Origin of the sequence: Microbacterium sp. (genome assembly GCF_031180975.1) — a bacterium.
In the GTDB taxonomy this organism is placed as follows: domain Bacteria; phylum Actinomycetota; class Actinomycetes; order Actinomycetales; family Microbacteriaceae; genus Microbacterium.
Genome location: NZ_JAPSLI010000003.1, coordinates 161,942 through 186,210 on the forward strand (window position 1 = coordinate 161,942; position 24,269 = coordinate 186,210).

23 protein-coding genes and 1 pseudogene are annotated in these 24,269 nt (G+C 69.4%); 17 read left to right on the top strand and 7 right to left on the bottom strand.

Translation table 11 applies throughout. From position 1 onward, the window contains the following. Positions 1–15: 15 nt before the first annotated feature. Positions 16–819 carry a cytochrome bc1 complex diheme cytochrome c subunit gene (gene qcrC / locus RIF65_RS05535; RefSeq protein WP_309066317.1) on the bottom strand — a complete coding sequence of 268 codons (804 nt, stop codon included), beginning with the start codon at positions 817–819 and terminating at the stop codon, positions 16–18. A 20-nt stretch (positions 820–839) separates the two neighbouring features. Further along, on the bottom strand, positions 840–1,538 hold the full coding sequence (gene ctaE, locus RIF65_RS05540; RefSeq protein WP_309066316.1) for an aa3-type cytochrome oxidase subunit III: 699 nt from the start codon (positions 1,536–1,538) through the stop codon (positions 840–842). A gap of 86 nt (positions 1,539–1,624) precedes the next feature. On the opposite strand from ctaE, the gene trpD reads away from it, so the two are divergent. Continuing rightward, a complete protein-coding gene (gene trpD, locus RIF65_RS05545; protein ID WP_309066315.1) occupies positions 1,625–2,686 on the top strand; it encodes an anthranilate phosphoribosyltransferase in 1,062 nt (353 codons plus the stop codon). A 3-nt stretch (positions 2,687–2,689) separates the two neighbouring features. Beyond that, on the top strand, positions 2,690–3,679 hold the full coding sequence (locus RIF65_RS05550) for a PHP domain-containing protein (RefSeq protein ID WP_309066314.1): 990 nt from the start codon (positions 2,690–2,692) through the stop codon (positions 3,677–3,679). A 9-nt stretch (positions 3,680–3,688) separates the two neighbouring features. On the opposite strand, the gene RIF65_RS05555 is transcribed toward RIF65_RS05550, so the two are convergent. The 3 genes from RIF65_RS05555 to RIF65_RS05565 are packed head-to-tail and all read right to left on the bottom strand — an operon-like array spanning position 3,689 to position 6,035. Continuing rightward, positions 3,689–4,612: a 5'-3' exonuclease gene (locus tag RIF65_RS05555; protein ID WP_309066313.1), complete on the bottom strand. Its 924-nt coding sequence runs from the start codon at positions 4,610–4,612 to the stop codon at positions 3,689–3,691. A 41-nt stretch (positions 4,613–4,653) separates the two neighbouring features. Continuing rightward, on the bottom strand, positions 4,654–5,502 hold the full coding sequence (locus RIF65_RS05560; RefSeq protein WP_309066312.1) for a hypothetical protein: 849 nt from the start codon (positions 5,500–5,502) through the stop codon (positions 4,654–4,656). Then, positions 5,490–6,035 (bottom strand): hypothetical protein, encoded by a 546-nt coding sequence (locus RIF65_RS05565; RefSeq protein WP_309066311.1) that lies wholly within the window; start codon positions 6,033–6,035, stop codon positions 5,490–5,492. The genes RIF65_RS05560 and RIF65_RS05565 overlap by 13 nt, the downstream gene beginning before the upstream one ends. A 221-nt stretch (positions 6,036–6,256) precedes the next feature. Between RIF65_RS05565 and rpsA the strand changes: the two genes are divergently transcribed. The 4 genes and pseudogenes from rpsA (at position 6,257) to RIF65_RS15130 (ending at position 9,613) form a co-directional block, all read left to right on the top strand. Beyond that, the gene (gene rpsA / locus RIF65_RS05570) at positions 6,257–7,711 is read left to right on the top strand and encodes a 30S ribosomal protein S1 (RefSeq protein WP_309066310.1); all 1,455 of its coding nucleotides are present in this window, start codon (positions 6,257–6,259) and stop codon (positions 7,709–7,711) included. 98 nt (positions 7,712–7,809) lie between these two features. Then, positions 7,810–8,409, top strand: coding sequence for a dephospho-CoA kinase (gene coaE, locus RIF65_RS05575; protein WP_309066309.1), 600 nt, complete (start codon positions 7,810–7,812; stop codon positions 8,407–8,409). Positions 8,410–8,513: 104 nt separating this feature from the next. Continuing rightward, a pseudogene (locus tag RIF65_RS15125) lies at positions 8,514–9,100 on the top strand (MFS transporter); the annotation flags it as partial. Next, entirely contained in the window at positions 9,098–9,613 is a 516-nt protein-coding gene (locus RIF65_RS15130) for an MFS transporter (protein WP_375142132.1), read from the top strand. The pseudogene RIF65_RS15125 and the gene RIF65_RS15130, both read left to right, overlap by 3 nt. Before the next feature lie 3 nt (positions 9,614–9,616). Here the strand turns inward: RIF65_RS15130 and RIF65_RS05585 are convergent, their stop codons facing one another. Continuing rightward, complete coding sequence (locus RIF65_RS05585) at positions 9,617–10,228, bottom strand: DUF4126 domain-containing protein (protein ID WP_309066306.1); 612 nt, start codon at positions 10,226–10,228, stop codon at positions 9,617–9,619. 128 nt (positions 10,229–10,356) lie between these two features. Here RIF65_RS05585 and uvrB point away from each other — a divergent pair, with 128 nt between their 5' ends. Next, complete coding sequence (gene uvrB / locus RIF65_RS05590) at positions 10,357–12,435, top strand: excinuclease ABC subunit UvrB (protein WP_309066305.1); 2,079 nt, start codon at positions 10,357–10,359, stop codon at positions 12,433–12,435. Positions 12,436–12,456: 21 nt separating this feature from the next. Here uvrB and RIF65_RS05595 read toward each other — a convergent pair whose 3' ends face one another. Then, a complete protein-coding gene (locus tag RIF65_RS05595) occupies positions 12,457–12,720 on the bottom strand; it encodes a hypothetical protein (RefSeq protein WP_309066304.1) in 264 nt (87 codons plus the stop codon). Positions 12,721–12,758: 38 nt separating this feature from the next. Between RIF65_RS05595 and RIF65_RS05600 the strand changes: the two genes are divergently transcribed. From RIF65_RS05600 to whiA, 10 genes are all read left to right on the top strand, one after another. Continuing rightward, entirely contained in the window at positions 12,759–13,199 is a 441-nt protein-coding gene (locus RIF65_RS05600; protein WP_309066303.1) for a MarR family winged helix-turn-helix transcriptional regulator, read from the top strand. Between the two features lie 65 nt (positions 13,200–13,264). Further along, on the top strand, positions 13,265–14,014 hold the full coding sequence (locus RIF65_RS05605; RefSeq protein ID WP_309066302.1) for a DUF4129 domain-containing protein: 750 nt from the start codon (positions 13,265–13,267) through the stop codon (positions 14,012–14,014). Beyond that, complete coding sequence (locus RIF65_RS05610; RefSeq protein WP_309066301.1) at positions 14,011–14,553, top strand: hypothetical protein; 543 nt, start codon at positions 14,011–14,013, stop codon at positions 14,551–14,553. Before RIF65_RS05605 ends, RIF65_RS05610 begins: the two co-directional genes overlap by 4 nt. Next, positions 14,550–15,515 (top strand): AAA family ATPase, encoded by a 966-nt coding sequence (locus tag RIF65_RS05615; RefSeq protein WP_309066300.1) that lies wholly within the window; start codon positions 14,550–14,552, stop codon positions 15,513–15,515. Before RIF65_RS05610 ends, RIF65_RS05615 begins: the two co-directional genes overlap by 4 nt. A gap of 2 nt (positions 15,516–15,517) precedes the next feature. Beyond that, complete coding sequence (locus RIF65_RS05620) at positions 15,518–16,810, top strand: DUF58 domain-containing protein (protein WP_309066299.1); 1,293 nt, start codon at positions 15,518–15,520, stop codon at positions 16,808–16,810. Beyond that, positions 16,807–17,343, top strand: a complete 537-nt coding sequence (locus RIF65_RS05625; protein WP_309066298.1) for a hypothetical protein — start codon at positions 16,807–16,809, stop codon at positions 17,341–17,343. The genes RIF65_RS05620 and RIF65_RS05625 overlap by 4 nt, the downstream gene beginning before the upstream one ends. A 66-nt stretch (positions 17,344–17,409) precedes the next feature. Next, positions 17,410–20,316 (top strand): excinuclease ABC subunit UvrA, encoded by a 2,907-nt coding sequence (gene uvrA, locus RIF65_RS05630; protein ID WP_309066297.1) that lies wholly within the window; start codon positions 17,410–17,412, stop codon positions 20,314–20,316. After that, a complete protein-coding gene (gene uvrC, locus RIF65_RS05635; RefSeq protein WP_309066296.1) occupies positions 20,316–22,253 on the top strand; it encodes an excinuclease ABC subunit UvrC in 1,938 nt (645 codons plus the stop codon). Before uvrA ends, uvrC begins: the two co-directional genes overlap by 1 nt. Positions 22,254–22,280: 27 nt before the next feature. Continuing rightward, positions 22,281–23,153, top strand: a complete 873-nt coding sequence (gene rapZ, locus RIF65_RS05640; RefSeq protein ID WP_309066295.1) for an RNase adapter RapZ — start codon at positions 22,281–22,283, stop codon at positions 23,151–23,153. Positions 23,154–23,236: 83 nt separating this feature from the next. After that, a complete protein-coding gene (whiA, locus tag RIF65_RS05645) occupies positions 23,237–24,229 on the top strand; it encodes a DNA-binding protein WhiA (RefSeq protein WP_309066294.1) in 993 nt (330 codons plus the stop codon). Positions 24,230–24,269: the final 40 nt, after the last annotated feature.

Consider the following 24,269-nt stretch of genomic DNA (forward strand, 5'->3'; position numbering starts at 1 on the left):
TTCGATGTATGTGCGTCAGTTGGACTTCGCCGTGATCCACACGGTGAGGGCGACCAGGGCGCCGATACCGAAGATCCAGATGAAGAGGCCCTCCGAGACGGGACCCAGCGAACCGAGTGTGAACCCGCCGACCTGGACGGCCTCCTGCTGGTACAGCAGGGCCGAGATGATGTCGCGCTTGTCCTCGGTGCTCAGGTTCATGTCACCGAACACCGGCATGTTCTGCGGACCGGTGACCATCGCCGCGTAGATGTGCAGCGCGCTGGTCGATGTCAGCGCGGGGGCGTACTTGCCCTCGGTGAGCGCACCACCGGCGGCGGCGACGTTGTGGCACATGGCGCAGTTGATGCGGAACAGCTCCGCACCGTGCGACACGTCGCCCTTCCCGTCGAGAACCTCGTCGTCGGGGTAGGTCGGTCCGGGGGCGACGGACTGCACGTAGGCGGCCATCGCGCGGATCTGCGCGTCGGTGAACTGCGGCGGCTTCTGCGGAGCCTGCGGTCCCTGCATCTGCAGCGGCATCCGACCCGTCGCGAGCTGGAACTCGACGGACAGCTCACCCACGCCGATGAGGCTGGGGCCGTTGTCGGTGCCCTCCAGGTTCATGCCGTGACAGGTGGCGCAGTTCGCCGTGAACAGCTTCTCGCCGTCCTCGACGGTCAGCTCGGAGGATGCGGCGGTCTGCACATCCGACGACGCCATCGCAGCAGACGCACCGGCGTACGCGCCACCGGTGATCAGCAGGCCGGCCCCGATCAGGGCGGCGGCGGCGAGGGGACTGCGACGGCCGCGGGAGCGGCGCTTCTTCTCTCGTGCCATTTCGTGAAATCGCTCCGCTCTTATTTCAGGAAGTAGATGACGGCGAACAGCACAAGCCAGACCACGTCGACGAAGTGCCAGTAGTAGGACACGACGATCGAGGACGTCGCCTCCTTGTGCGTGAAGTTCTTGACCGCGAACGCGCGCCCGATGACCAGCAGGAACGCGATGAGGCCGCCGGTGACGTGCAGGGCGTGGAAGCCGGTGGTGAGGTAGAACGCGGAGGCGTACGAGTCGGCCTGGATCGGCATCCCCTCCATGACGAGCTGGGCGTACTCCCAGACCTGGCCGCAGACGAAGATCGCGCCCAGCACGAAGGTGAGCCAGAACCACTCGACCATGCCCCAGCCGAACAGGCGGCGGCGGCCCATGGCGTTCACCTGGCCGCGCGCGATGCGGTACGGCTGCAGGTCCTCCGCGGCGAACACGCCCATCTGACAGGTGAACGAGGACGCGACGAGGATGGCGGTGTTCACCGCCGCGAAGGTCACGTTCAGGAGGCCGGTGCGCTCACCCCACAGTTCGGGGGATGTGCTGCGGAGGGTGAAGTAGATCGCGAAGAGTCCCGCGAAGAACATCACCTCGCTGCCGAGCCACACGATGGTGCCGACAGCTACCGGGTTGGGCCGCTTGATCGTTCGGGCAGCCGGGGCATACGTCGCTGAGGTGGTCACCCGTCCATTATGGCCGAAACGCGGTGCCGATTCTCGCACCGGCATGACCCGTTTCGCTGGTTCCGCACTTAGGGGAACCTAAGAACTGCCTGCGAATCTGCCGCCGGTGCAGGGTCGATAGGATCACTGGCATGGCGGACACTCTCACCTGGCCCGATGTTCTCGCTTCTCTGCTGCAGCGGCGCGATCTCAGCGTGTGGGAGTCCACCTGGGCCATGCGTCAGGTGATGCAGGGCAAGGTCGGCGAGGCCCAGCTCGCTGGTTTCCTCATCGCGCTTCGGGCGAAGGGCGAGACGATCGACGAGATCGTCGGGTTCCGCGACGCCATTCTCGAGGCGGCCGTGCCGCTGCCGGTTTCCTCGGACGTGCTGGACATCGTCGGCACCGGTGGCGACCGGGTGGGGACGGTCAACGTCTCCACGACCGCCGCGATCATCATCGGTTCGATGGGCATCCCCGTCGTCAAGCACGGCAACCGCGCGGCGAGCTCCTCGTCGGGATCCTCCGACGTGCTCGCGGCACTCGGCCTCGACATCTCTCTGGATCCTCAGCGCGTGGCATCCGTCCTCGACCGCACCGGCATCACGTTCGCGTGGGCAGCGGCGTTCCACCCCGGGTTCCGGCACGCCGGCACGGTCCGCTCCGAGCTGGGTGTGCCGACGGTGTTCAACATGCTCGGCCCGCTCTGCAATCCGGCGCGCGCCGAGGCGAACGCCGTCGGCGTCGCGCAACTGGATCGCGTGCCGCTCATCACGGGCGTGTTCCGCACCCGCGGCGCGACTGCGTTGGTGTTCCGCGGGGACGACGGGCTGGACGAGCTCACCACGACCGGTCACAGCCGCATCTGGGAGGTGGTCCGCGGCGACATCCACGAGCACGACCTCGACCCCCGCGATCTGGGCATCCCGCTGGCGGAACTCGACGACCTCATCGGCGGATCGCCCGAGCACAACGCCGCGGTCCTGCGTCGCACACTCAGCGGCGAGAAGGGCGCGGTGCGCGACATCGTGCTGTTGAATGCCGCGGCAGGAATCGTCGCGTACGAGCTGTCGCATGATGCGATGTTGACGCAGGTTCCCATCGTCGAGCGACTGAAGGACGCGTTCCATCGTGCGGCGGTCGCGGTCGATGACGGACGCGCGTCGGCGAAGCTCGACGAATGGGTGCGCGTCACGCAGGAGCGCGAGGGCTGAGCCATGGATGCCGTCGACGCGCTGCTCGAGATCGCCACACTGCTGGAGCGCGAGCGCGCGTCACGGTATCGGGCGCGCGCGTTCCGGCAGGCGGCCGCCGTGCTCGGGGAGCTGCCGACCGACGTGATCGCCGATCCCGTGCGGCTCCGTGCCGCGAAGGGCATCGGCTCGTCGACGTTCGAGGTGATCAGGCAGGCGCAGGAGGGCCGCACCCCCGATTACCTGGTCGAGCTGCGCGCGGCGGTCGAACCGGAGCACGAGTCGGCGCTGCGGCGGAAGCTGCGCGGCGACCTGCACTCGCACACCGACTGGTCCGACGGGACCACACCGATCGAGGCGATGGCCCGGACGGCCGCCGCACTCGGGCACGAGTACCTGGCGATCACGGACCACTCGCCGCGACTGAAGGTCGCCCGGGGGCTCTCGCCGGAGCGCCTGCGCGAACAGATCCCGCTGGTGCGCGCCGCAACCCGGCGCGAGCTGACGGTGTTGGCCGGGATCGAGGTCGACATCCTGGAGGACGGCGGCCTCGACCAGGAGCCGGAACTGCTTGAAGAGCTCGACATCGTGGTCGCCTCGGTGCATTCCCTGCTGCGAATGGATGCCGGACCGATGACCGCCCGCATGATCGCCGCCGTGTCGAATCCGCACGTGAACGTACTCGGGCATTGCACGGGCCGCCTCGTGCAGGGGTCGCGTGGCACCCGCCCGCGGTCGCAGTTCGACGCCGCCGCGGTGTTCGCCGCGTGCGCCGAGAACGGAGTCGCCGTGGAGATCAACTCTCGTCCGGAGCGGCAGGACCCGCCGGACGATCTCATCGCGATCGCCCTGGCGGAGGGATGTCTGTTCTCGATCGACTCCGACGCGCACGCCCCTGGACAGCTCTCACTGCTCGATCACGGCGCCGAGCGCGCGGAGCAGAACGGGGTGCCGCCGGAGCGGATCGTCACGACCTGGAGCCTGGAGCGGCTCACCGCCTGGGCGTCGGGATAGCGCTGCCGTTCAGGAGTTGCTCGCGAGGGCGGCGATCGCGCGGTCCATCGACGACCCGAGATTCCACAGTTCTGCGAGCGACCGGGCCGCGTCAGCCTCGGTCTGGTCGAGGGGGCGCAGGGGAGTGGCCGGCGCGCTGATGTCGAGGTCGGTGGCGACACGGACCACCTTGGGTGCCACATCGAGGTATGCGGACGCCTCTGCGAAGCGGGCGCTGACTGCCGCGCTGAGCTGACCGGCGGCAGCGGCGGCGCGGATGCCGTCCAGATCGCCGTGCGCCTTGAGCAGAGTCGCGGCGCTCTTCTCGCCGATGCCCTTCACGCCGGGTAGGCCGTCGGAGGCGTCGCCGCGCATGGTCGCGAAATCGGCGTACTGCTCGGGAAGGACGCCGTACTTCGTGACGACGGTCTCGTCGGTGACGATCTCGAGGTTGCTCATGCCACGCGCGGTATAGATGACGCGGACGCCGCGCGCGTCGTCGACGAGCTGGAACAGGTCTCGGTCGCCGGTGACGATGTCGACCGACTTGTCGGCGTGGGTGGCGAGCGTGCCGATCACGTCGTCCGCTTCGTGCTCGGCTGCGCCGATGATCGGGATGCCGAGAGCGCGCAGCGTCTCGCGGATGAGCGGAACCTGCTGCTCGAGCGGGTCGGGGACCTCTTCAACGTCTGTGCCGCCGGGGATGACCTCGACGACGCGGTGCGCCTTGTAGCTGGGGATGAGGTCGACGCGCCACTGCGGACGCCAGTCGTCATCCCAGCAGGCGATCAGATGCGTCGGGTGATACGTCGACACGAGCTTCGCGACGATGTCGAGCAGACCACGGACGGCGTTGACGGACATGCCGTCCGGCGCCTTCACTTTGTCCGGCACACCGTAGAACGCGCGGAAGTAGAGGGACGCGGTGTCGAGCAGCATCAGGCGGTCGGTCACGGACTCATCCTGGCACGGCGGTCTGGTTTCTTCTGCGAGCGTCAGCAGCCGGGGGAAGAGGGTCGTTCGGTGCAGGTGTGCGCGACGAGTGCGGTGTGCGCCTCGAAGACCCGGATCAGCTGACCAGGGCCGGTCGCCGTGAGTCGGCCGGAGATCGGGAACCAGCCGACACCGAGGTCTATCTCGGCGGAGTATGCGACATCGACGCGGGCGGTGTACTCACCGCGCTCGGCGTAGGTGTGGCTCGTGTCAGTGGGGGTGAACTGTGCCTGGCCGAGATCGGCCCAGGTCGAGCCGCCGTCGCCGGTCGTCGTGCTGGCGCCGTCGCCGTAGTGGAAGGTGAAGGATGCCGGCGTGAACCGCACGCTGATCGGGTAGCCGAAGAGCTCTCCCTGCTGAGTGACGGCGGATGCCGTCGCCACGAAGTTCGTCGGCAGGCCGGCGACGCCCAGATTGTTCGGCTCACCGGCGACCGCGGTCCCGGGAGGGGAGAAACGTGCAAGGTCGGTGATCGTGATCTCGGGGATCGCCGGCGTGGTATCGCCTTCGGCCCGTGGCGTCTCGCCGTCAGGGTTCCAGCGGTAGCAGCGGATGTAGTTCCACGCGTCTCTGCACTCCTCGAACGTGGGAGGAGTCCAGGCGATCGGGTTGTAGACCGGGTTCGTGGAGTGGTTGCCTCCGCGTTGCCTTTGGGCGCCGTCGGTACGGGATCCTGGCGAGCCATTCTGATGCTTAGTACCGCTCGCGTATAGATTGCCTGCGTCGGTTGTGACCGTTGGGCATCCGATCCGCGCGTTTGAGCTGCACGTCGGAGGTGTGCCCGCCGCGGCGCTCACTGGTGACAAAACGATGACCGCGAAGCATAAGAGCATGGCGGTCAGGATGCGCATGATTCGCCTTCCCGAGGGGTGGAATTTGCCAAAAGCACACTGTCCTCTGACACCTCAAACTGGAGCGCGAGCACGTACTGGTCGGGTCGATCCGCTGGCACAACGGAAGAGCCTGAAGCGTCCTTGATGTCGAGATCGGCTTGGTCCAAGCAGGCCTCGGCCTGAATTAGGGCATCGTCCGCGGCGTACTTCGTACCCCGGAACCAGACCACCGCTGTCTTTCCCGTCTGTGAGTACCCGTTCGCGTGCATTTCACTTAAGAACTCTTTGTCGGTTGAGCGGACTTCGCCCGTGGTGTATGCGAGCGCTGGCTCGAATGACCCCGGATCCGAGAATGAGACAGAATCCAAAGCCTTGATGTACTCCCGGTATGTCTTCTCGGCTGCCGCGAAGGCCTCTTCCTCGGTCTCGAACAGGGCCGTCTTCGTCGGCGTCGGCTCGGGCTGGGGTGTGCAGGCGGCGAGCAGCGAGAGCGTCACCGCTCCGGCCGCCGCGGCGGTGAGAAGGCGCAGGGGAGCGGTCGAGACAATCACCCCGTCACCGTAGCCGCGACCCGTCCTGCTCCGCAGAAGTTATCCACAGGGAATGCCGGCTGTGCGGCATCCGTTGTCTCTGATAGCCTGAAGTGTCACTCGTGGCGAGCATTCGCCTGCCCTCGTGACATCGCAACCCCAATCCACCTGCTTCGAGGCGAACATCCGGCGCTGCCGAGTGCTCGAAGCCCGATCATCCATTCACAAGGACAACCCACTACATGACTAGCGCAACGACCGCCCCGGCCACCAAGCAGGTCGCGATCAACGACATCGGCTCTGCTGAGGACTTCCTGGCCGCGGTCGAGAAGACCCTCAAGTTCTTCAACGACGGCGACATCATCGAGGGCACGATCGTCAAGATCGACCGCGATGAGGTTCTGCTCGACGTCGGATACAAGACCGAGGGCGTCATCCCCTCCCGCGAGCTCTCCATCAAGCACGACGTGGACCCCAACGAGGTCGTCACCGTCGGCGACCAGGTCGAGGCCCTCGTTCTCCAGAAGGAGGACAAGGAAGGCCGTCTGATCCTCTCCAAGAAGCGCGCCCAGTACGAGCGCGCCTGGGGCGACGTCGAGAAGATCAAGGAGAACGACGGTGTCGTCACCGGCACCGTCATCGAGGTCGTCAAGGGCGGTCTCATCGTCGACATCGGCCTCCGTGGCTTCCTCCCCGCCTCGCTCATCGAGCTGCGTCGCGTCCGCGACCTCACCCCGTACCTCGGCCAGGAGCTCGAGGCGAAGATCCTCGAGCTCGACAAGAACCGCAACAACGTGGTTCTGAGCCGTCGCGCCCTGCTGGAGCAGACGCAGTCCGAGTCGCGCACCACGTTCCTGAACAACCTGCACAAGGGTCAGGTCCGCAAGGGTGTCGTTTCGTCGATCGTCAACTTCGGTGCGTTCGTCGACCTGGGTGGCGTGGACGGCCTCGTGCACGTCTCCGAGCTGTCCTGGAAGCACATCGAGCACGCCTCCGAGGTCGTCGAGGTCGGCCAGGAGGTCACCGTCGAGATCCTCGAGGTGGACCTCGACCGCGAGCGCGTCTCCCTGTCGCTGAAGGCGACGCAGGAGGACCCGTGGCAGGTCTTCGCCCGCACCCACGCCATCGGCCAGGTCACCCCGGGCAAGGTCACCAAGCTCGTTCCGTTCGGCGCGTTCGTCCGCGTCGCGGACGGCATCGAGGGCCTCGTGCACATCTCCGAGCTGTCCAGCAAGCACGTCGAGCTGGCCGAGCAGGTCGTGTCGGTCGGCGAAGAGGTCTTCGTCAAGGTCATCGACATCGACCTCGAGCGTCGCCGCATCTCGCTGTCGCTGAAGCAGGCCAACGAGTCGGTCGACCCGTACGGCACCGAGTTCGACCCGGCCCTGTACGGCATGCTCGCCGAGTACGACGAGAACGGCGAGTACAAGTACCCGGAGGGCTTCGACCCGGAGACCGGCGCCTGGAAGGAAGGCTTCGAGGCTCAGCGCGAGGCATGGGAGCAGGAGTACGCCGCTGCCCAGGCTCGCTGGGAGGCTCACAAGGCTCAGGTCGCCAAGGCTCTCGAGGCCGAGGCTGCCTCCGGCGACGACTTCGGCGCTCAGACCTTCTCCAGCGACACCGCTGGTGCGGGCACCCTCGCCGACGACGAGGCTCTCGCCGCTCTGCGCGAGAAGCTCTCGGGCGGCAACGCATAAGCACGCCTTTCAAGAACGGGCCGTCACCTCGCCTTCGGGCGGGTGGCGGCCCGTTCCGCGTCTCCGGATGCCGGTGAGCCGCGTGCCAGGATGGAGGCATGCCCCTCATCGCGCTCACCGGCGGCATCGCGTCGGGGAAGTCCACCATCGCCCGGCGCCTCGCCGAACACGGGGCGGTGATCGTGGACGCCGACCAGATCGTCCGCGATGTGCAGGCGCCGGGAACGCCTGTGCTGCGGCGCATCGCTGACACGTTCGGGGACGACGTCATCCAGCCGGACGGTTCGCTGGACAGGGCAGCCCTGGGGTCCAAGGTGTTCGGCGCACCCGAATCGCTCGCCCGCCTGAACGCGATCGTTCATCCCGCGGTCCGGGAGGAGTCGCAGCGTCGCTTCCGGGAGGTGCTCGACGATGATCCCTCCGCGGTCGTGGTGTACGACGTGCCGCTGCTCGTCGAGGCGCGAGTCGACGACCCGTGGGACCTGACCGTCGTCGCGCACGCCCCAGCCGGCATCCGTCGTCGCCGCCTCGTGGAGCTGCGCGGTCTCGACGAAGCCGCAGCGCAGGCGCGCATCGACGCGCAGGTGACCGACGAGCAGCGGCTCGCCATCGCCGACGTCGTCATCGACACCGGCGCCGACCTCGCACACACCCTCGCGCAGACGGATGCCCTGTGGGAGCGGATCCGCGCGCAGTGAGCTTCGCCGGTCACGCCCCCGGCTCGCCGGCGTACCGGCGGCTCATCGCCGGGCTCTTCCTCGCTGGAGTGGCCACCTTCGCGCAGCTGTACTCGTCGCAGGCGGTGCTGCCCCACATCGCCGCGGACCTCGCCATCGGCCCGGCCACGGCCGCCCTCACCGTCTCGGCGGCGACGATCGGGCTGGCCGCCGCCGTCATGCCGTGGTCGCTCGTCGCCGACCGCATCGGCCGCGTCCCGGCGATGGCGATCGGGATCCTCGCGGCCACAGCACTCGGCCTCGTCGCCCCGCTGAGCGGCGACATCGCAGTGCTTCTCGTGCTCCGGTGCGTCGAGGGCGCGGCGCTCGGGGCCGTGCCCGCGGTGGCGCTCGCCTCAGCGAGGAGGTGGCGGCGCGGCATGCTGCCGCCGCGGCCGGGAGCTACATCGCGGGGACGACCGTGGGCGGGCTCTCCGGCCGCATCGTCTCGGGACTGATGGGCGAGGCGATCGACTGGCGCGCCGGCATGTGGGCTGTGGCTCTGCTCTGCGGCGTGTCAGCGCTGCTCTTCCTCGCCCTCACCCCGAAGTCACGTGGTTTCGTGCCGCAGCGCGCCCGGGGAGCGACCGGTCACGGCATCCTGCCGCGCCTGCTCGCGCTCCTGCGCTCTCCGCAGCAGTGGGCGCTGTACGCGCAGGGCTTCCTGCTGATGGGGGCTTTCGTCGCCGTCTACAACTACCTCGGATTCCACCTCGTCGATCGGCCGTTCTCGCTGCCGGTCTGGGTGGTGACCCTGCTCTTCCTGGCTTATCTCTCCGGCACCGTCTCGTCGCCGTGCGCGGGCGCGCTGGCTACGCGCCACGGCCGGTATCCGGTGCTCCTCGCATCGATCGCCGTCATGGCGGGCGGTGCGACGCTGATGATCGCGCCGCTCACGGTCGTCGTGCTCGCGGGCCTGGTGCTGTTCACCGCCGGGTTCTTCGGCGCGCACGCCGTGGCGTCGGGGTGGGTGCCGGTGTCCGCTCCGCCGGCGAGTCGCGCCCAGGCGTCGTCGCTGTACTACTTCGGCTACTACGCCGGCTCGAGCGTGTTCGGATGGCTGCTCGGCCTGGTGCTGACGAGCGCCGGCTGGACCTGGTTCGTGGTGGTGACCCTGCTGCTTTGCGTCGCGTCCGCTTCGGCTGCGGCCGCGGCGCTTCACAGCGCGCCGAACGGTCGGGCCTGACGGCTAGCCCGTGGCGGGAGGACCCGCGGGGCGCGGCCGCCGCCGACGGGTCGCACGCCTGACGACGAGGACGATGCCGACCAGCAGTCCGATCAGCAGGAGCGCGGCCAGGGCCGGCAGCAGGATGGCGGCGGCGGCGAGCGCGAACGACGCGCCGTCCTCCGCGGTGCTGAGCACCGGCGCCGCCACGCCGCCGGTGGTGGCGTTCGCCGCCACCCGGATGGTCGCCTTCGCCACGTGCACGACGAGAGCGATCCCGATCCCGACCGCCACCGGGACCCAGGTGTTGTCGGTGAAGAACGGACTGGGATCCTCGACGGCGACCGTCTGGGCGCCCGACCCGGCGCCGAACGCGATCCCGCCGGCCGCCGGTCGGAGGATGCTCTGGATCACGTCGTTCACCGAGTCCAGTGCGGGGATCTTGTCCGCCACGATCTCCAGCACCAGTAGGGCGCCGGCGATCCACAGCGCAGGATCGCTGGACAGCCACGCCCAGCCCGCCGGCAGCGACATGGCGGGAAGCAGGCGATCGGCGAGACCGAGCAGGAACAGCGGCATCCACGCATTCAGGCCGGCGGATGCCGCCAGGCTGGAGCCGATGAGGAACTCGATCACGCCACCACTCTAGGGGTGCGGCCCGTCGCGGAAGCGGCACCTATCCCGGCATCCGACCCCGACCCCGATGCGGTGCGCTGAGCGGGCGCAGCGAGCCGAGTGTCCCCACCCCCTCTTAGGCTGGAAGCATGCAACCCACGCGCAGCGTCCGCCCTTTCGAGGTCGTCAGCGAGTACAGCCCGGCCGGCGACCAGCCGCAGGCGATCGCCGAACTCGCCGCGCGCATCAACGCCGGTGAGACGGATGTCGTGCTGCTGGGTGCCACCGGTACCGGCAAATCCGCCACCACGGCCTGGCTCATCGAGCAGGTCCAGCGGCCCACACTGGTCCTCGCGCACAACAAGACACTGGCGGCGCAGCTCGCCAACGAGTTCCGTGAACTGATGCCGCACAACGCCGTCGAGTACTTCGTGTCGTACTACGACTACTACCAGCCAGAGGCGTACGTCCCGCAGACCGACACGTTCATCGAGAAGGACTCCTCGATCAATGCCGAGGTCGAGCGACTGCGGCACTCCACGACGAACTCCCTGCTCTCACGGCGGGATGTCGTCGTGGTGTCGACCGTGTCGTGCATCTACGGACTGGGCGCGCCCGAGGAGTACCTGCGCGCGATGGTGGCTCTGCAGGTGGGGGAGCGGTACGACCGTGACGCGCTGATCCGCCAGTTCATCGCGATGCAGTACAACCGCAACGACGTCGACTTCTCGCGCGGCAACTTCCGCGTCCGCGGCGACACGATCGAGATCATCCCGGTGTACGAGGAGCACGCGATCCGCATCGAGCTGTTCGGTGACGAGATCGAGGCGCTGTACTCCCTGCATCCGCTCACCGGCGAAGTGATCGCCAAGCTCGACTCCGTGCCGATCTTCCCTGCTTCCCACTACGTCGCCGGCACGGATGTCGTGCAGCGGGCGATCGGCACGATCGAGCACGAGCTCGCCGAGCGCCTCGCCGAGCTCGAGCGTCAGGGCAAGCTCCTCGAAGCGCAGCGGCTGCGAATGCGCACCACGTTCGATCTCGAGATGCTGCAGCAGCTCGGGTTCTGCTCCGGCATCGAGAACTACTCGCGGCACATGGACGGCAGGCAGGCGGGCGAGCCGCCGCACACCCTGCTCGACTTCTTCCCCGACGACTTCCTGCTCGTCATCGACGAGTCGCATGTCACGGTTCCGCAGATCGGCGCGATGTACGAGGGGGATGCCTCACGCAAGCGCACCCTGGTCGAGCACGGTTTCCGGCTGCCGAGCGCGATGGACAACCGTCCGCTGCGGTGGGACGAGTTCAAGAACAGGATCGGTCAGACCGTGTACCTGTCGGCGACGCCCGGCAAGTACGAGATGGGAATCGCCGACGGCGTCGTCGAGCAGATCATCCGCCCGACGGGACTCGTCGACCCCGAGATCGTCGTCAAGCCGTCCAAGGGGCAGATCGACGATCTGCTGGAGGAGATCCGCCTGCGCGTCCAGCGTGACGAGCGGGTGCTCGTCACCACGCTGACCAAGAAGATGGCGGAGGAGCTCACCGACTTCCTCGGCGAGCACGGGGTGCGCGTGCGCTACCTGCACTCCGACGTCGACACGCTCAGGCGCGTCGAGCTGCTCACCGAACTGCGAGCAGGCGTCTACGACGTCCTCGTCGGCATCAACCTGCTCCGAGAGGGACTCGACCTGCCGGAGGTGTCGCTCGTCGCGATCCTGGATGCCGACAAGGAGGGCTTCCTGCGCTCCGGCACCTCGCTCATCCAGACGATCGGACGCGCCGCCCGTAACGTCTCCGGTCAGGTGCACATGTACGCCGACAACATGACGGACTCGATGCGCAAGGCCATCGAGGAGACCGAGCGGCGTCGCGAGAAGCAGATAGCGTACAACCAGGCCAACGGCATCGACCCGCAACCGCTGCGCAAGCGGATCGCCGACATCACCGAGGTGCTCGCCCGCGAGGCGGCCGACACCGCCGACATGCGCGCCGGACGCAGCAAGGCCGGGAAGTCGGGTAAGGGCAAGTCGCCCACACCGAACCTGCGGCGCACCGGCATCGCGGCGGAAGGAGCGACGCAGCTCGAGGAGACAATCGCCGACCTGTCGGATCAGATGCTCGCCGCGGCGGCCGAACTCAAGTTCGAGCTCGCGGCCCGGCTGCGCGACGAGGTCCAGGACCTCAAGAAAGAGCTGCGGGCGATGGAGCGAGCAGGCCACGCCTGACGGCCTCGCTCGCGGCCGCCCTCACGGGCAGTGCATCAGGGGCTTCGGGCCCGTCCGGTCGATCCGGTGCCGGTTCATCGGCTTCCCGCACAGCGGGCACGCGCGTTCGGCGCGCTCGGCCGCGGTGGGCGGCGGCGTCTTCTCGTACGGGCCGACGGACGCCGGCCCGGCGTACCGGATCAGGCGTGAATTGAACCAGGCGTAGAAGCCTCCGGCGTCGCGGATGCGCTCGCGCAGCGGAGGGCGGGTCGGTTCGTCGGGGGAGGTCGCCTTGGACATATTCATTAGCGTACTAACTATTGGCGTTCGGATAAACTTCGGGCATGACCGATGAGGACGATCTGCTCCGGCTGGAGAACCAGCTGTGCTTCGCGATGGTCACCGCCGCGCGCAACGTGCTGAGCGTCTACCGGCCGATCCTCGAACCGCTCGGCCTGACCCATCCCCAGTACCTGGTCATGCTCGCACTGTGGGAGCGCTCGCCGCGCTCGCTGAACGACCTCGCTCGCGAACTCGCGCTGGAGCCGGCCAGCGCCTCACCGCTCGTGAAGCGGCTGGAGGCCGACGGCCTGCTCGTCCGGCAGCGCAGCGCGGGTGACGAGCGTCGCCTGGACATCGCCCTGACCCACGCGGGTCGGGCGCTGCGCACGCGAGCGCTGGACGTGCCACGCCGGGTGATGGAGCGCACCGGCCTGGATTTGGAGTCGGTCGCCGCCCTGCGGAACGCCCTCGCCGATTTCGCGGGGCGCACTCGGCCCTCCTGAACCGAGTTGTCCACAGATCGGCAGCGGTCGGGTCCGGTGCGCCTCGGCTCGCCTAGGGTGACAGCATGCCTGCCGATCCCGCCGCCCGCGAACGGGAGTCGTCGCCTGAGGTGGGCGGCGCATCGGCACGGCGCAGCCGCGTGCTCCTGTCGGCGGTCACCGCCGGACTGTTCCTCATCATGATGATCGCGGCGTCCGTCCAGGGGACGCCGCGGATCGAGGTCCCGAGCTTCGGATCGCCCGAGCGGGCCACGCAGACATCGTCCCCGCCGCCGTCGCCGCTCCCGCTGCCGCCGTCCCAGCCGCAGGACGGCCGGATCTGGGGCACCATCATCCTGATCCTTCTCCTGATCGTCGCGGCCGCAGTCGTCATCCTGCTTGTCGTGCTCGCAGTGCGGCTGGTCACCGCCTGGTGGCGTGCCCGGCCGCCGCGGCGGCGCATCGGCGACCCGGTCGACGTCGCCGGCGCAGAACCCGCAGCCGCGGCATCCGCCCCCAGCGCCCCGGTGATCCGCCGGGGCATCGCCGCCGCCCGTGCGGTCGTGCAGGGACGCGCCGATCCGGCCGACGCGATCATCGCCGCCTGGGTGGGGCTGGAGGAGACGGCCTCGGATTCCGGCATCCCGCGGGGAACCAGCGAGACGCCGTCGGAGTTCACCGTCCGCATTCTGCTCCGTCGGCCCGGAATCGACGCGGCGACGCACACACTGCTCGGCCTCTACGAGTCGGTCCGGTTCGGGAGCAAGAAGGCGAGCGAGGACGACCGAGCCGAAGCAGCCAGGGCGCTCGCCGAGATCGAGGAGGGATGGCGGTGACCGGGTGGAGGCGCGTCGTCGCCGCCGCCACCGCGGGCCTGGCGGCGGCGATCGCCCTGCTGCTGCTCGGCGTGCAGATGGAGTTCGCCTGTGCATGGGGTGCGGTGGCGGCGTCCGTCGTCGCCGTCGTCAGCCATCCGATGCCCGACGACCCCCGCGACGACGCACCGATGAACGAGGCCGAGCCGCGCTACCGGGGCTCGGACGTCGCCCGTCTCGCGTGGGCGGTCGACCTGAAGGCGGGTACGGTGGGCGAGGTCATGACCCGGCGGGTGCGGGCATCGCTGCGCCGTCGTCTGCAGCACGCCGGTCTCGACCCCGATTCGCCCGCCGACGCGGCCGCCATCGACGCGCGACTCGGAAGCGGCCTGTGGGAGCGGCTCAGCGCGCGACGGGTGACGCCCGCCGACATCGAGGACGCCCTCGCCGCCGCCGAACGGCTCGAGCACGACGCACCCGTTCCCGGGCAGTCCCATCGGTCGCACATCCATCACCAGCCGGCCGCGCCGCGGTCGATCCACGCCGAGGAGAGCAGATGAACGTCACCCTGATCGCCGAGACCGGCCAGCGGATCCGCGCCGCCGTCGGCACCGCCGTCGTCGGCATGACCGGACCGCTCGAGATCGCCCTGGCCACCATCCTCGCCGGAGGACACGTGCTGTTCGAGGACGTACCAGGACTCGGCAAGACACTCGCCGCCCGCAGCCTCGCAGCCGCGCTCGGGCTGTCCTTCCGGCGGCTGCAGTGCACGCCCGACATGCTGCCGGGCGACGTCACCGGCTCCTACGTCTACGCGCCGGACACCGGTCAATTCGTGTTCCGCCCAGGACCGATCTTCACCGGTCTGCTGCTCGCCGACGAGATCAACCGCACCACGCCGAAGACCCAGTCCGCGATGCTGGAGGCGATGGCCGAGAGGCAGGTGACGGTGGAGGGCAACAGCTTCCCCCTGCAGGCGCCGTTCCACGTCATCGCGACCGCCAACCCGATCGAGAACGAGGGCACCTACACCCTTCCCGAGGCGCAGCTGGACCGCTTCATGGTGCGGCTGTCACTCGGCTACCCCGACGGGCAGGACGAGACCGCCATCCTGCTCGGTCGCGTCCGGCGCCAGCGTGAGGCGACCCAGGTGGAGGCCGTGATCGGCCAGGCGGAGCTGCTGGAGCTGCAGGCGGCGATCGAGCAGATCCACGTCGACCCCGACATCGCCCGATACTGCGTCGAGCTGACCGCGGCGACCCGCACCGCGCAGGGCGTCGCGGTGGGCGCGTCGCCGCGCGGATCGCAGTCGCTGGTACTGCTCGGGCGCGCACTGGCGGCCCTCGACGGTCGCGAGTACGTGCGCCCGGACGACATCAAGCGCATCGCGGTGCCCGTGCTCGCCCACCGGCTCACCCTCACCCCGCAGGCCTGGGCACAGGGCGTCGACCCGGCGCACATCGTCGCCTCGCTCGTCGAGACGGTCCCCGTTCCGCCCACGGTCGCGGCCGTCCGCGCCTGACCATGGCGCAACGGACACGTCGCCGCGATGCGCCCTGGCGCGCCGGACCGGCCGTGTGGTTCGCGGTCACCGGCGCGCTCGGACTCGCGGGAGTCGGCCTGATCGGCTCGCGACCGGATGTCGTGGCGGTCGGGCTTCCGCTCGGCCTGTGGGCGGTCGTCGCCCTCACGACGACCGCGCCCGGGCCGGTGAGCATCGGGATCGCCTCCCGGCCGGATGAGCACGGGCGTCTCCGCGACGACATCCAGGTGCGATCGGAAGCCGAGATCGTGGAACTGCTCCTCACCCAGTCCGCGCGAACCCGCACACGGATACTCCTCCCCGGGATCTCGACGGTGCGCGCGAGCAGCCGTGCGCTGCACTCCGGCCCCCTCCGGGCGGTCGAGACACGCGCGCGGCCGCTCGCGGCGGATGCCGGGATGCTGGGCCGCCGCACCCCGCCGATGGGCGTGACCAGGACTGTGCATCCCGTGCGCACCCGGCTTGCCGCGCTTCCGCTCGCCCCACGGCTCACCGGCCTGCACGGCGCGCACGAGGGCGCACGCACTGGTCCGGGCGGCGACTTCCGCGACATCCACCCCTTCGCTCCCGGCGACGAGCTGCGGCGCGTGGACTGGAAGGCGACGGCGCGGGCGGCCCGACGGCCCGGCGACCTGCTCGTCCGCCGCACCAACGCGCTGAGCGACGCCTCGGTCGTGATCGCCATGGACACCGCAGACGACCTGGGTGCCGTGGTGGCCACATGGGGGACCACCGATCGGGAACGCTGCGGCGTCACATCGCTGGACCAGGCGCGCGCAGCGGCGCGCTCGATCGCGGAGGCCACCATTGCGGAAGGCGACCGGGTCGCCTTCCACACGCTCGCGCACGGCGGTCGATCGGTGCGTGGCGGGAGCGGTCCACGACACCTGGCACGACTTGTCGACGAGATCTCTGCCTGCGGTCAGGGCGGCGACGACGCCCGGTTCCGGCGCACGCCCGTGGTGCCGCACGGATCGCTCATCTACGTGCTGTCGACCTTCTTCGACGGCGCGGCGGCCGAGATCGCCCTCCGCTGGCGCGCGGCGGGACACCGTGTGATCGCGGTGGACGTGCTGCCCGAGCTGGACCGCACGCGCCTGACCGCGGAGAAGACCCTCGCCCTGCGCGTGCTGCTCACCGAACGCCGGGACATGTTCCGCGAGCTCGCGGCATCGGGCGTGGACACCGTCCCCTGGGATGAGGGGGCGGCCGTGGCACTGGGTGCGCTGGCGCGCTCGGCCGGGGCGCCGCGTGCGGGAGCGAGGCGGCGATGAGCTCCCTCGACCGGGTCTCCACCGGGCCGTCGGCGCCCGGCGCCGTGTTCGCCGCGGCCGCGGTGCTGGTCGCGTTCGCCGCGGCGCACCTGCTCGGCGCCCCCGGGTTCTGGCTGGCCGCGGCCCCCGCGCTGTGCGCCCTCGGCACGCTCGTGCCCCGCACGTGGGGTGTGTGGCTGGGTGCGGTGGCGCTGCTGGTCGTGTTGATCGTGCGCGAGCCGGATGCCGGCCGCGCGGCCGCGGCTGTCGCCGCCGTGCATCTGCTGCACGTCCTCGGCGCTCTGCTGCAGGTGGCCGGACCACGGGACCGGATCGTGCTGGCGGCCCTGGCTCCGACGGCGGTGCGGTTCGCGATCGTGCAGGGCGTGTCCCAGGTCGCGCTGTTCCTGGTGACCGTCGCCAGCGATGCGGCGCCCACCGTGCCCCTGGCCGCGGTCGCCGGCGGCGGAGCCGCCCTCGCGCTGGCGGGTGTTCTCTCGCGGATGCTGCACAGGCAGCGCGTCGACGGCTTCGCCTCGCCGCCTTCGCCCTGAGCGAATACCAGCGCCGTTCCCGGCGCTCTCGGAGCCAGTGTCGGTGGCCGCTCATAGACTTGACGGGTGCCCATCGTTCCCGTCGCCAGCCCAGGCAAACTCAGTGTCCGCGGTGCCCGCGTGCACAATCTCAAGAACGTCGACATCGACATCCCCCGGGATTCGCTGGTCGTCTTCACCGGGCTGTCCGGCTCCGGCAAGTCGAGCCTCGCGTTCGACACGATCTTCGCCGAGGGGCAGCGTCGCTACGTCGAGTCGCTGAGCGCGTACGCGCGCCAGTTCCTCGGCCAGGTCGACCGGCCGGACGTCGATTTCATCGAGGGGCTGAGCCCCGCCGTCTCGATCGACCAGAAATCGACGAACCGCAACCCGCGATCGACCGTTGGCACCATCACCGAGATCTACGACTACATGCGCCTGCTCTGGGCGCGCATCGGCGTGCCGCACTGTCCGGAGTGCGGTGAGCGCATCCAGCGGCAGACGGTGCAGCAGATCGCCGACCAGCTGATGGAACTGCCCGAGCGCACCCGCTACCAGATCGTCGCCCCCATCGTGAACCAGAAGAAGGGCGAGTTCGTCGACCTGTTCCGCGAGCTCGGGGCGAAGGGCTACTCACGCGCGATCGTCGACGGCGAGCTCATCCAGCTCGCCGAGCCGCCCGTGCTCAAGAAGAGCTACAAGCACGACATCGCAGTCGTGGTCGACCGACTGGTGGCATCCGGCGACAACCTCGGCCGCGTCACCGACTCGGTCGAGACCGCCCTGGGCCTGGCCGGCGGGGTGATGCAGGTCAACTTCGTCGACGAAGAGGGGGATGCCGCCTGGCAGTCCTTCTCCGAGAAGCTGGCCTGCCCGAACGGCCACGCGATCACCCTCACCGAGGTCGAGCCGCGCACATTCTCGTTCAACGCGCCGTTCGGCGCCTGCCCGGCGTGCTCGGGTCTCGGCACCCGGATGTCCGTCGACGTCGATCTCATGCTCGGCGACGAGGACCTCTCCATCCGCGAGGGCGTCATCCTGCCATGGACGACTCAGGGCAAGGGCCTGTTCCAGTACTACGAGCGCCTGCTCGAGGGTCTCGCCCGCGATCTGGACTTCTCCCTCGACACGCCCTGGCGCGAACTGCACTCCGACGTGCGCGAGGCCATCCTGCGCGGCGACAACTACAAGGTCACAGTCAAGTGGAAGAACCGCTACGGCCGAGAGATGCGGTACAGTTCCGGCTTCGAGGGCGTCGTGCCCTACATCGAGCGGCAGTACCTGCAGGCCGAGAGCGACACCCAGCGCAACCGCTGGGGCGAGTACCTGCGCGAGGTGCCCTGCCCCGTCTGCAACGGCGACCGGCTCAAGCCCGAGGTCCTCTCGGTGCTCGTGCACGGGCACTCGATCGCCGAGGTGTCGCACCTCAGCCTCGCCGAGGCCAGGGCGTTCATGGAGAAGCTGGTGCTCACCGACCGCGAGGCGAAGATCGCCGCGCAGGTGCTGCGCGAGATCCGGGTGCGGCTCGACTTCCTCCTGCAGGTGGGCCTGGCCTACCTGAACCTGAGCCGCTCGGCCGGGTCGCTGTCCGGTGGCGAGGCGCAACGCATCCGTCTCGCCACGCAGATCGGCTCCGGTCTGACGGGAGTGCTCTACGTGCTCGACGAACCGTCGATCGGACTGCACCAGCGCGACAACCGCCGCCTCATCAACACCCTGGTCAAGCTGCGCGACCTCGGCAACACGCTGATCGTCGTCGAGCACGACGAGGAGACCATCGAGGCGGCGGACTGGGTCGTCGACATCGGCCCCGGCGCGGGTGTCGGCGGGGGAGAGGTCGTGCACTCCGGCCCGTACAACGCCCTGCTCGGCGACACCAACTCGATGACCGGCGACTACCTCGCCGGCCGGCGCGAGATCGCGACCCCGAGCAAGCGACGGAAGATCGACCGCAAGCGGATGCTGAGCGTCGTCGGCGCGCGGGAGAACAACCTCAAGAACGTGACCGCCGAGTTCCCGCTGGGCGTGCTGACCGCGGTCACCGGCGTGAGCGGCTCCGGCAAGTCGTCGCTGGTGAACGACATCCTCTACCAGGTGCTCGCCGCGCGCCTCAACGGTGCACGCACAGTGCCGGGCAAGCACACCCGCGTGACCGGCCTGGACAACCTCGACAAGGTGGTGCACGTCGACCAGGCGCCGATCGGCCGCACTCCGCGCTCGAACCCCGCCACCTACACGGGCGTGTTCGACCGGATCCGCGCACTGTTCGCGGAGACGCCCGAGGCGAAGGTGCGCGGCTACCAGCCGGGACGCTTCAGCTTCAACGTCAAGGGCGGGCGATGCGAGGCGTGCTCCGGCGACGGCACGATCAAGATCGAGATGAACTTCCTGCCCGACGTGTACGTCGACTGCGAGGTCTGCCACGGAAAGCGCTACAACCGCGACACCCTGGCCGTGCATTACAAGGGCAAGAACATCGCCGAAGTGCTGGAGATGCCCATCGAGGAGGCGGCCGAGTTCTTCGAGCCGATCCAGGCGATCCACCGCTACATGAAGACGCTCGTCGACGTCGGCCTCGGCTACGTCCGCCTCGGGCAGGCCGCCACCACGCTCTCCGGCGGTGAGGCGCAGCGCGTCAAGCTCGCCACCGAGCTCCAGCGCCGCAGCAACGGCCGCAGCATCTATGTGCTCGACGAGCCGACCACCGGTCTGCACTTCGAGGACGTCCGCAAGCTGCTCGAGGTGCTGAACGGACTGGTCGACAAGGGCAATACGGTGATCGTCATCGAGCACAACCTCGACGTGATCAAGTCCGCGGACTGGGTGATCGATCTCGGCCCGGAGGGCGGCTCCGGTGGCGGCGAGATCATCGCCGTCGGAACGCCCGAGCAGGTCGCGCGCGTGGAGGAGAGTCACACCGGCCAGTTCCTCGCCGAGATCCTCGGCTCGACCGATTCAGTGACCCGGACGCGTATGGAGCGCAAGGCCGGCTGATGGCGGACGTCCTGCCCTACAAGCCGCGGGTGGGGGAGATCCCGACCGACCCCGGCGTGTACCGGTTCCGTGACTCCGACGGCCGTGTGCTCTACGTCGGAAAGGCCAAGAACCTCCGCCAGCGGTTGTCGAACTACTTCGCGCCGCTGCACACCCTGCACGAGCGCACCCGCCGGATGGTCACGACTGCGGCATCCGTGGAGTGGACCGTGGTCGCGACCGACGTCGACTCGCTGCAGCTCGAGTACATGTGGATCAAGGAGTTCGATCCGCCCTTCAACGTCCGCTACCGCGACGACAAGTCCTACCCGTTCATGGCGATCACGCTCGCCGACGAGGCGCCGCGGGTGATGGTCACCCGCAACCGGAAGATCCCCGGGGCCCGCTACTTCGGGCCGTACCCGAAGGTCTGGGCGGTGCACGAGACCATCGACCTGATGATCAAGGCGTTCCCCATCCGCACCTGCAGCGACGCCAGCTACAAGCGCGCCATGCAGACCGGGCGGCCGTGCTTCCCCGGCCAGATCGGCAAGTGCGGCGGACCGTGCTCGATGACGGTGACGATCGAAGAGCACAGGGCCATGGTGGACGACTTCATCGCGTTCATGGCGGGCGGCGACGAGCGGTTCACCCGCGAGCTCACCAAGCGGATGCTGGCGGCGTCCGCCGCCATGGACTACGAGGCGGCCGCGAAGTACCGCGACAAGCTCGCCGCGATCGAGGCCGTGCTTGGCAAGAGCCAGCTCGTGCTGCCGGCCGACGAGGACGCCGACCTGTTCGGCATCGCCGAGGACGAACTGGCCGCCGCGGTGCAGCACTTCGTGATCAGGGGCGGCCGCGTGCGGGGGGTCAGGGCGCTCACGCTCGACAAGGAACTCGACATCTCGGGTCCGGAACTGGTCGACCAGGTGCTGCAGCAGGCGTACGGCGAGTCCGCCGACGTGCCGCGCCGGGTGCTGGTGCCGAGCCTTCCCGACGACGTGCACGAACTGGAGCTGTGGCTGCGTGAGCGCCGCGGACGCAAAGTCGAGATCGCGGTCGCGCAACGCGGGCAGCGCGCCGAACTGATGCGCACCGCGACGCTCAACGCGCAGCAGGCGCTGCTGAGGCACAAGATGCGTCGCACCAGCGACTACGTGTCGCGCACGCAGGCGCTCACCGACCTGCAGGAGGCGCTCGGCATGGACGAGGCGCCGCTGCGCATCGAGTGCTTCGACATCTCGCACCTCGGCGGAACGAACGTGGTCGCCTCGATGGTGGTGTTCGAGGACGGGCTGCCTCGCAAGGACCAGTACCGGTCGTTCAACATCACCGAGACCACCGACGACACCGACTCGATGTATCAGGTGCTGATGCGTCGCCTCGCCTACCTCGACTCCGACCCGGTGCGGGGCATCGCCCCCGAGGGCGACGACCCGGAAGTCGGAGAGGTCGATGTCACCGGCGACGAGCTCGTGGAGACCACGCGACGCAAGCCGCGCTTCGCCTACCGTCCGCAGCTGCTCATCGTCGACGGTGGGCAACCGCAGGTGCAGGCGGCCGCCCGGGCGCTGCGCGACAGCGGACATCCGGAGATCGCGCTGTGCGGCATCGCGAAGCGACTCGAGGAGATCTGGGTGCCCGATGACGAGTTCCCGGTGATCCTGCCGCGCACCAGTGAAGCCCTCTACCTGGTGCAGCGCCTGCGCGACGAGGCGCACCGGTTCGCGATCACGCATCAGCGCAAGCGTCGCCGGCGCGACATCACCACCGTCCTCAGCGAGATCCCCGGCCTCGGCGAGGCGAGGATCAAGGCCCTGCTGAAGCACTTCGGTTCGGTCGCGGCGCTGCGGGCGGCGACGCCGGAGCAGATCACCGAGGTCAACGGGATCGGACCGGTCCTGGCGACGACCATCCACAACCGCCTGGTGTCTCAGCCCGTCCCCGCGAGTCGATAGGCTGGAGATCCAGGAAGGGAGACGACCATGACGGCCGCGAACGAGGGCGAGTTCCTGATCGTGACCGGCATGTCGGGGGCCGGTCGCACCACCGCCGCGAACGCCCTCGAAGACCTCGGCTGGTACGTCGTCGACAACCTCCCTCCTCAGATCCTGCGGCCGCTGCTCGACCTCACCGACATGGGTGGCGGAAGCCTTCCCAAGATCGCCGCCGTGGTCGACGTCCGCGGCCGCAACCTGTTCGACGACTTCCCCGGCGTGGCGCGACTGCTGCGCTCCCGCGGCGGCGTCAAGGTGCTGTTCCTGGACGCATCGGACGACGTCCTGGTGCGCCGCTTCGAGTCCGTCCGTCGACCGCATCCGCTGCAGGGCGACGGCACGCTGCTCGAAGGCATCCAGCGCGAGCGGTCCCGTCTCGGCCCGGTGCGCGAGGCGGCCGACGTGCTCATCGACACGTCGACGATGAACATCCATCAGCTGGCCACGCAGGTCTCCGAGCTGTTCGCGGAGGAGGGGGCGGCGCGGCACAAGCTGACGATCATCAGCTTCGGCTTCAAGTACGGCCTGCCGACCGACGTGGATCTGGTGGCGGATATGCGCTTCCTGCCCAACCCGTTCTGGAAGGAAGAGCTCCGCAACCACACCGGTCAGGACGCAGAGGTGCGCGACTACGTGCTCTCCCGGACCGGCGCCACCGAGTTCCTCGACGCCTACGCCGCCGCGCTGCGTCCGGTGCTGGAGGGCTACCAGCGCGAGAACAAGAGCCACTCGACGGTCGCGATCGGCTGCACCGGCGGCAAGCACCGGTCGGTGGCTACCGCCGAGGAGCTGGCCCGTCGGCTCGCCGACGTGCCCGGCGTCGCCGTGAACGTCCGCCACCGCGACCTCGGTCGCGAGTGATTCTCGCGCACGTCGACGGGCCGGCGGCCTTGTAGGCTATTCCCTTGCGCCGCGATCCGGCGCGCAGAGCGTGAGGGAGTCTCGTGGCACTAACCACCGACGTCAAGGCAGAGCTGGTCAGCATTCGCAACGCGCCGCCCACGGTGCGCGTCGCGGAGGTGACGACCATCCTCCGTTTCGCCGGTGGGCTGCACTCCATCGCCGGCCGCGTCGCGGTCGAGGCGGAGGTGGATGCCGAGCTGCTCGCGCGCCGTGTGGCACGCGACCTCGCTGAGATCTACGGCGTGCGTCCGGAGATCGCCCAGGTGAAGTCGAGCACCGCGCAGTCCGGCGGCGTGAACGACGGCGCCCGCTGGGCCGTCCGCGTCATCGGGGCGGGGGAGACCCTGGCCCGACAGACCGGCCTGCTGGACGCCCGGCGCCGTCCGGTGCGCGGACTGCCGAACCGGCTCACCACCGGGTCGCCCGACGAACTTGCGGGCATCTGGCGCGGTGCCTTCCTCGCCGCGGGGTCGCTCAGCGAACCCGGCCGATCCGCGATGCTCGAGGTCGCCTGCCCGTCCGGTGAGGCCGCGATGGCCCTCGTTGGCGCCGCCCACCGTCTCGGCGTCACCGCGAAGGCGCGCGAGGTGCGCGGCCTGCCGCGCGTGGTCGTGCGCGAGGGCGAGGCGATCCGCGGCGTGCTCAACGCCATGGGAGCGCGCCGCACCGCGACGGCCTGGGAGGAACTGCGTCAGCGTCGTGAGGTCCGCGCCGGCGTCAACCGCCTCGTGAACTTCGACGACGCGAACCTGCGCCGTTCCGCGCAGGCCGCGGTCGCAGCCTGCGCCCGCGTCGAGCGCGCCCTCGAGATCCTCGGGGACGACGTGCCGGAGCACCTCCGCACCGCGGGGAACCTGCGACTCGCTCACCGCGACGCCAGCCTGGACGAGCTCGGTCACCACGCCGACCCGCCGCTGACCAAGGATGCCGTCGCCGGCCGCATCCGCCGCCTGCTCGCGATGGCGGACAAGCGCGCCCAGCAGGAGGGCATCCCCGGTACCGAGGCCGCCGTGCCGGCCGGTCTCGACGACTAGCTTCGATCGTCATCCGGGGAAGGATCCCCTTCCCGGCCGT

Bases quoted from the DNA above. Each gene is read 5' to 3' on its own strand.
- RIF65_RS05560 (WP_309066312.1), bottom strand. From the start codon at position 5,502: ATGCGCATCCTGACCGCCATGCTCTTATGCTTCGCGGTCATCGTTTTG.
- trpD (WP_309066315.1), top strand. From the start codon at position 1,625: ATGGCGGACACTCTCACCTGGCCCGATGTTCTCGCTTCTCTGCTGCAG.
- uvrB (WP_309066305.1), top strand. From the start codon at position 10,357: ATGCAACCCACGCGCAGCGTCCGCCCTTTCGAGGTCGTCAGCGAGTAC.
- ctaE (WP_309066316.1), bottom strand. From the start codon at position 1,538: ATGCCGGTGCGAGAATCGGCACCGCGTTTCGGCCATAATGGACGGGTG.
- RIF65_RS05595 (WP_309066304.1), bottom strand. From the start codon at position 12,720: ATGAATATGTCCAAGGCGACCTCCCCCGACGAACCGACCCGCCCTCCG.
- uvrC (WP_309066296.1), top strand. From the start codon at position 20,316: ATGGCGGACGTCCTGCCCTACAAGCCGCGGGTGGGGGAGATCCCGACC.
- coaE (WP_309066309.1), top strand. From the start codon at position 7,810: ATGCCCCTCATCGCGCTCACCGGCGGCATCGCGTCGGGGAAGTCCACC.
- RIF65_RS05620 (WP_309066299.1), top strand. From the start codon at position 15,518: ATGGCGCAACGGACACGTCGCCGCGATGCGCCCTGGCGCGCCGGACCG.
- rapZ (WP_309066295.1), top strand. From the start codon at position 22,281: ATGACGGCCGCGAACGAGGGCGAGTTCCTGATCGTGACCGGCATGTCG.
- RIF65_RS05605 (WP_309066302.1), top strand. From the start codon at position 13,265: ATGCCTGCCGATCCCGCCGCCCGCGAACGGGAGTCGTCGCCTGAGGTG.
- RIF65_RS05625 (WP_309066298.1), top strand. From the start codon at position 16,807: ATGAGCTCCCTCGACCGGGTCTCCACCGGGCCGTCGGCGCCCGGCGCC.
- RIF65_RS05550 (WP_309066314.1), top strand. From the start codon at position 2,690: ATGGATGCCGTCGACGCGCTGCTCGAGATCGCCACACTGCTGGAGCGC.
- RIF65_RS05615 (WP_309066300.1), top strand. From the start codon at position 14,550: ATGAACGTCACCCTGATCGCCGAGACCGGCCAGCGGATCCGCGCCGCC.
- qcrC (WP_309066317.1), bottom strand. From the start codon at position 819: ATGGCACGAGAGAAGAAGCGCCGCTCCCGCGGCCGTCGCAGTCCCCTC.
- rpsA (WP_309066310.1), top strand. From the start codon at position 6,257: ATGACTAGCGCAACGACCGCCCCGGCCACCAAGCAGGTCGCGATCAAC.
- RIF65_RS15130 (WP_375142132.1), top strand. From the start codon at position 9,098: ATGGGGGCTTTCGTCGCCGTCTACAACTACCTCGGATTCCACCTCGTC.
- RIF65_RS05600 (WP_309066303.1), top strand. From the start codon at position 12,759: ATGACCGATGAGGACGATCTGCTCCGGCTGGAGAACCAGCTGTGCTTC.